We start from the raw sequence: 6,733 nt of genomic DNA, 5'->3' as shown, positions 1-6,733 counted from the left end.
GTCCTTTGTAAAGAAGTCTTAGAACTGCTAATTTTTCATCTTTTGAGTGGTTACTTCGAGCCATAAAAAAATGCCCCCCTAGATAAACAGATTTTTATTTTTTAATCTGTCTACCTAAAGGGGAGCATATCAATTGGTGGGTGTAAAAATTCCTATTTTTAGTTTTCTTCGGCTACTTTTGAGTAACGTTTTGTGTGTAGTAGCATGAAATAACCGAAAGTAATAACTAAGAATACTACTAGGAAGCCTAATAGAACTCCGTAGTTTTGCATTAAGAATGATGTATCACCAGTTGAGATACTTGCTTTAAATGCTGAAACAGTATATGTCATTGGTAATAGTTTATTAAATACTTGTAATGGTTCTGGGATTAACTCAAGTGGGAATGTACCCGCACTTGTTGTAAGTTGTAAAATTAATACAACAATCGCCATAAAGCGTCCTGGATCACCGAAAATAGATACTAACATTTGGATTAAAGCTAAGAATACATAGCTTGTTAATAATGCTGTTAAGAAGAAGTATCCAAAACTGTGTACTTCAAGGCCTAAGCCCCATTTTACAATAACCACTGTTAATATAGTTTGAATTAAGCCCACTATTGCTAATACTGAGACTTTACTTGTAAACCAAGTTGCTCCATTTTTTGGACGGATCGCTGGTTCCACTAGTGGGAAAACGATAGAGATTAATAATGCACCCACGAATAAGCCAAGAGAAATAAAGTATGGTGAGAAACCTGTTCCGTAGTTAGGTACATGGTTAACAGATTCTTTATCAACCTCAACTGGGCTACCTACCATATCATATGTGTCTTTACTTGCATGAACTTCTTTCGCTTTATCACTTGCTTCACCTAGTTTGCCAGTTAAAGTTGATGTACCATCTACAAGTTCAGTAGTACCATCAGCAAGCGTTGCAGAACCTTCTGCTAATTCACCTGATTTAGAGGCAAGTGTTGATGTACCTTGATTCAATGTTGTTGAACCACTTGCTAGCTCATTTAAACCTGAAGCCAATGTTTTAGAACCTGTTACGGCTGTCTTAACACCAGCATTTAATTCACCTAATTTTTGAGCAAGTGTTGCATTACCAGCTTGAAGACCTTTTGCTCCTTCGATTAATGCACCACTTTTTGATGTTAACTCATTAGCACCTGCTAACACTTGTGATTGACCTGCTGCAATTTGTGATGCACCAGAACTTACTTGATTAGCACCAGCTTGTAATTTTTCTGTACCAGCAGTTAAAGAACCTAAGCCATTATGCACGCTTGCACTTCCTGCTTGTAGCTCTCCTAATGTTTGTTTTAATACTGCCGCTTGCTCTTCAGGCAATGAAGCCATCATGCCTTCTAATTGATTAGATAAAGCAGTGATACCTGCTTCTACTTTTGCAGAACCCGCTGTTAATTGGCTAGCTGCACCATTTAATGCGCCCGCATTTTCAGCAATTGAAGCTGCGCCTGAACTAATTTGTTGTTGTTTATCGCTAATCGTAGCTAAACCTGCTTGAACTTGCGCTACACCCTGTGTATATTGTGATACACCTTGTGAAAGAGATGATGCTCCAGATGATGCTTGCTGTGCACCTGTTTGTAACTGTCCGGTACCGTCTTGTAATTTTACTAAGCCAGTAGTTAAGTCATTTGCACCTTTTGCAGCGTCACCAGCACCTTTAGTAATTTTATCTGCACCATTTGACAATTCCACTGTACTTGATGCTAGTTGCTCAAGATAACCTTTTAAATCTTTTGCACCATTGGCTAAAGTTTTAGCACCTTCATCTAGCTTACTTGAGCCATCTGCAGCCTCTGTAAAGCCATCTCCAAGTGTTGTAATAGAATCAAATAATTTTTCAGCATAAGTAGCAGAAACTTGTTTATTCACTTCCGCACGTATTTTTTCCATTGCTGATTCACCAATTTGTGCACTCAGGAAGTTTAATCCTTCATTCGGAATATAATTCATGACTAATTTCGAAGGTTTGTCATCTAATAACGTAGTCGCATGCTCAGAGAAATTTGTTGGAATTTCTAGAGTCATATAATAATCTCGACCATTTAGGCCTTTTTCAGCTTCTTCTTTGGATACTTCAACGAATTTAAATTCCTTACTCTCGACAAGATTTTTAACCAAGTCTTTCCCTACATCTAATTTAACGCCTTCCATTTCAGCGCCTTTATCTTGGTTGACAACTGCTACTGGTAAATTCGGCAGGCCTGCATACGGATCCCAGAACGCCCATAAAAACATACCTGCGTACATGACCGGGATAAATAATACAGCAATTATTGAAACAAGCATTTTTCTTGTTTTAAAGATTTTCAGCCACTCAGCTTTAATCATAAGTTTTCTTCACTCCTATAATATTTGACCGAAAACGTCAGTCGGTCACTTTTATTCAAAAAAAAATCTAAATCTTCCCTAGACTGTCGTTGATTCATCTTTTAGCTCAGTCGAATCAAGTTAGAATTAGTCCACGGAAGATTGTTTCCTTGAAAAGATTTAAGATCTTTTCTTCAGGAATAATGTCGCCATGTAGCTCATGCCAATCAACGACAAATGCTAGATACGCCTTTAACAACAGAAAGCTTACTAATTCTGCATCACAATCTCTAATTTCGCCTTTATCGATACGTCTTTGAATTAATTCAGTAACGAAGGATAAAACTTCATTTTCAATGCGAACTAAAACTTGTTTAACTGCTGGCGTTCGTAGCTCCTTTTCTTCCTCTAATAACTTCGCAAATAAAAGATGTTTTTCACGGAACTGTAGCATTTTCATTAAAGCATTATGCGCATTGTCCATAAAGCTAGCGGATGCATCCAACACTGCATCTGCTTCTGCTTGCATCTCTCGTACAAGTGACATAGCTATCTCTTGAAATAAAATTTCTTTATTTGCAAAGAATGTGTAAATCGTCCCTTTACCGACGTTGGCGATTTTAGCCACTTGCTCCATTGTTGTTGCCTTGTAACCAAACAATGTAAAGGATTTTGCAGCTGCTTCAAGAATTTCCTGCCTACGATCCATTAGTAACATCCTTTCCTGTTATGTTATGTACATGCCTTTGTACACGAAAACGATAATGACCAGAAAACCGTTTCGGTCATCTGGTCATTATCATATTCCTATTTTAAAAATAATGCAAGCATTTATTTGTGATTTTTTTCACTTTTTTCGTGATCACTATGCTCAGAAGTATCATTATCGTGATTCATCATGTTATGATCCATGCTGTTGTTATTTGCTTTTTCATCCTCTGGTAAAACTTTCGTCATATCAGGGCTACCAGCAGTAACTTGTTGCTTCGGCATATTATGAACACCATTAGCAGTTGTATGAGCATACATATAATATACCCCATCGTGGTCAAATGTAGTCGTCGCTTTATAAACGCCATCTTTCTCTAATTTACCGTCAATCATTTGCCCTTGATCACGTTTACCAGATTCCCATACCTCAAATTGTACAACTGCATTATCAACTTTTTCGCCACCTTGTTCAACCTGCGCAGCAAGATCAATCGTTTCATTGATCGCTACTTCTTTCGGTGTTAAAATTTCAACTTCTGGTATTTGAGCTACCTCAGGCTCTGGTAAAGCTGCTTGCTCTTTCTTTTCTCCGCAACCTACTAATAATGCAGGTACTGCAACTAATGCCAATAACCATTTCTTCATGTTTTATTCCTCCATTAACGGCAATGTAATTTTTACAACTGTGCCTTTTTCAACTTCACTTTCAATCTCAATCTTGCCATTTAACTGCTTCAACAATTGTTCAACAATTGACAAGCCTAGCCCACTGCCACCATCTGCTCGGCTCCGCGCTTTGTTAACACGATAAAAGCGCTCAGTTACATGCGATAAATCCTCTTGTGGAATACCCATTCCATAATCCTTAATGATAATTTGTGCATTAGCATTATCCTCAAAAGCAGTAATTTCAACTTTTGACTGTTCATACGAGTAATTAATGGCATTTTCAATTATATTAATAAAAATTTGTTTCAGCTTTACTTCATCAGCTTTGATGATTAATGCATCATCTGCATCCAATTGGAGTGCAATGCTCTTCTTCTCTGCCTGATGAGTTAATATTTTTTGAACCTCACGTAATGTTTCGGCAAGAGGAATTGGATATAAAGTAATTTCTGCTTGTTCATTTTCCATACGAGCAAGTTGAAGCAATTCATTCGTTAAACGTTCCATACGATTTGCCTCACGTACAATGAGCTGGATCGTTTCCTCTTTTTGATGTTCTGGAATAATGCCATTCTGCATTGCTTCACTATACCCTTTTACATAACTAATAGGTGTCCGTAGCTCATGTGAAACTGTCGCTAAAAACGTTTTTTGAGCCTCATCCTCTTGCTGGATCGCCTCTGCCATTTGATTAAAGGTGCTCGATAGCCTTCCGATTTCATCTTTTGAACGAACTGGCACACGTGTTCCATAGTTTCCGTGTGACATTTGCTCAACAGCTCTTTGTAAATTACTTAATGGTCGCATAATATGTCGAATTCCTTTATAAATTAAATAGCTGATGACAATTAAAAATATAAAGGCACTAACAAATAAGAAAATGACTTCATTATTCGCTAACTCACTAATTTTTGCTAGAGGGAAGTAAATATAAATAATCCCTTCAAGCCTATTTTGATCTACTAGCGGAAGTACCACAGAAATTAGCTGTCTATCAAATCGAGGTTCATACCCAATTTTTTGTACATATTCACCTGCAAGTAATTGCTGTCGCTCTTCTGGTCCTATTAATGTTTCGAAATCAATATCAAACGGTACGCAGGCACTTAGTTCTCGTGGATTTCTTACTGCAAAAATATTCAAATTCGAATAATTAGCATAATGTTCAATATCTGCAATAAATTCATCCGTCACCTTACTACCGGTATACATCGTTTGTAGCTTTGTCCCTACTTCTACCATCATCTCTTCCGTGTCTTCTACATAAAGTCGTTCATATAAATAATCAGTCAGGACATACATAAAGACAACGGTAATGATCAAAAATGCAAAGATTAAAAACCAAATACGTGTTGAAATCTTTTTCATTCGCCAGGATCAAAGCGATAGCCCACTCCCCAGACGGTTTGAATGTGCCCCGCTGCTTCCTTTCCAAGCTTTAGACGTAAAGTTTTTATATGAGTGTCAACGGTTCTTGTTCCCCCTACATAATCAATATCCCAAATGCGTTCTAGTAATTGCTCCCTTGTATAAGCATTTCCAGGATTATTCATAAATAAATGTAATAGTTCAAATTCCTTTAAAGTAAGCGGAACACTCTTTCCATCTACAGATACCTTTCGTGCAATCTCATCTATTTTAATAGGTCCTAATATCACATATTTTTGCTGCACGTCTTCAATATTAGTACCACTTCTTCTTAGCACAGCATGGATTCGCGCAACTAATTCATCATTTGTAAAGGGTTTTACAATATAATCATCTCCGCCAATTGTTAAGCCTTTAACTTTATCCTCATTTGCATCACGTGCTGTCAGGAAAATAATTGGTATATTCGACATCGCACGTATACTTTGACATACCGCAAAGCCATCTTCATGCGGCATCATCACATCAAGTAGAACTAAGTCAATTTTTTCGCGTACAATAATATCGTAGGCTTCTGTACCACTTGCTGCTGTTACGGTCTCAAATTTTGCATTATGGAGCATCATTTCTATTAAATTACGCATATCTTGCTCATCATCAACAATTAATACAGTTGTCACATTTCTTCCTCCCTCACTAACAATTGAAATGCACCTTTCCCCACATCAACTGTTTTTTTCACCTGACCTTCTTTTATGAAATACAAAGTATGGTCATCATAGCCAGCGACAACAATATAATCTTTAAACTGATTTACGACAAATGGATTAGCTCCTACCTCTTGCTGCCATTTCACATTTCCATCAAAGTCGGCAACATATAATTTATTACGGCCATGACTAACAACGAGGACAGCATCCTTTGTTTTGGTTAATCCAACAGGCATTAAAGGCATTTCTATCTCCCCATGTTTGACACCTGTTATAAGATCATATTTTTTAACAGAGTTATTCGGTTTACTTCCTTCTCCATGGCCACCAATCCATAGTTCATTTTTTTCTTCAAGAATTGCTATTCCATGTGATGATTTTTGAATCGGCCACTCTTGTTCAATTTCTAGATTCTCAATATTTAACACCGATAATTTAGTATCTTTATAATTAATCACATATAGCTTATCTTTATAGGCTGCCATTGACATAGGATAATTACCAAGCTTCTGTGTTGCCAGTTCGTTGCCCTCTTCATCAAAGCTTGTCACTGTATTCGTTTTGCTATTCGTAATAAAAAACTGTTTTCTATTTTCAGCATAATACGCATTCGTTGAACCAAGCTGTACTTTTTTAGAATAGAGCTTCTTTCCGGTTGATAATGTATAGACGTCAATTTCTTTTAATTGATGACCATACAATAACACACGATCATCTCCGAGGAGTATTGCCCCTGAGTAAGCTTTATCTAATAACCATGTTGCTATCCCATTACCTTGTTCATCTATAAAATCTAGTGAAGGTTCTTGTATATTTAGGGACGCAATAAAGTTCTGATCGCGTTCAATAGGCTCAAACGATTCCTCCGTACACCCTACTAGCAATACAAGCAGTACTAAAGAAAAAATGAAGAATGCCCATTTTTTCAACATCATCACCTCTGTTTCT

Annotated in this window: 6 protein-coding genes; all 6 read right to left on the bottom strand. The window is 37.1% G+C overall.

What is annotated here, in order from left to right; translation table 11 throughout:
• Nucleotides 1-158 precede the first annotated feature (158 nt).
• Nucleotides 159-2,348, bottom strand: coding sequence for a YhgE/Pip family protein (locus tag AC1DCY_RS14660; RefSeq protein WP_477351234.1), 2,190 nt, complete (start codon nt 2,346-2,348; stop codon nt 159-161).
• A gap of 115 nt (nt 2,349-2,463) precedes the next feature.
• On the bottom strand, nt 2,464-3,036 hold the full coding sequence (locus tag AC1DCY_RS14655) for a TetR/AcrR family transcriptional regulator (RefSeq protein ID WP_134024435.1): 573 nt from the start codon (nt 3,034-3,036) through the stop codon (nt 2,464-2,466).
• Nucleotides 3,037-3,158: 122 nt separating this feature from the next.
• Complete coding sequence (locus AC1DCY_RS14650; RefSeq protein ID WP_477351231.1) at nt 3,159-3,683, bottom strand: FixH family protein; 525 nt, start codon at nt 3,681-3,683, stop codon at nt 3,159-3,161.
• Between the two features lie 3 nt (nt 3,684-3,686).
• Complete coding sequence (locus tag AC1DCY_RS14645; protein WP_477351229.1) at nt 3,687-5,075, bottom strand: sensor histidine kinase; 1,389 nt, start codon at nt 5,073-5,075, stop codon at nt 3,687-3,689.
• Nucleotides 5,072-5,755 carry a response regulator transcription factor gene (locus tag AC1DCY_RS14640; RefSeq protein WP_477351228.1) on the bottom strand — a complete coding sequence of 228 codons (684 nt, stop codon included), beginning with the start codon at nt 5,753-5,755 and terminating at the stop codon, nt 5,072-5,074. Before AC1DCY_RS14640 ends, AC1DCY_RS14645 begins: the two co-directional genes overlap by 4 nt.
• Nucleotides 5,752-6,717 (bottom strand): YncE family protein, encoded by a 966-nt coding sequence (locus tag AC1DCY_RS14635; RefSeq protein ID WP_477351226.1) that lies wholly within the window; start codon nt 6,715-6,717, stop codon nt 5,752-5,754. Before AC1DCY_RS14635 ends, AC1DCY_RS14640 begins: the two co-directional genes overlap by 4 nt.
• Nucleotides 6,718-6,733 lie beyond the last annotated feature (16 nt).

Source organism: Lysinibacillus sp. 10T31 (assembly GCF_056394365.1).
The sequence above is the reverse complement of the archived record's forward strand: the minus strand, read 5'-3'. Positions and strand labels throughout refer to the sequence as shown.

Bases quoted from the DNA above. Each gene is read 5' to 3' on its own strand.
- AC1DCY_RS14655 (WP_134024435.1), bottom strand. From the start codon at position 3,036: ATGGATCGTAGGCAGGAAATTCTTGAAGCAGCTGCAAAATCCTTTACA.
- AC1DCY_RS14650 (WP_477351231.1), bottom strand. From the start codon at position 3,683: ATGAAGAAATGGTTATTGGCATTAGTTGCAGTACCTGCATTATTAGTA.
- AC1DCY_RS14660 (WP_477351234.1), bottom strand. From the start codon at position 2,348: ATGATTAAAGCTGAGTGGCTGAAAATCTTTAAAACAAGAAAAATGCTT.
- AC1DCY_RS14645 (WP_477351229.1), bottom strand. From the start codon at position 5,075: ATGAAAAAGATTTCAACACGTATTTGGTTTTTAATCTTTGCATTTTTG.
- AC1DCY_RS14635 (WP_477351226.1), bottom strand. From the start codon at position 6,717: ATGTTGAAAAAATGGGCATTCTTCATTTTTTCTTTAGTACTGCTTGTA.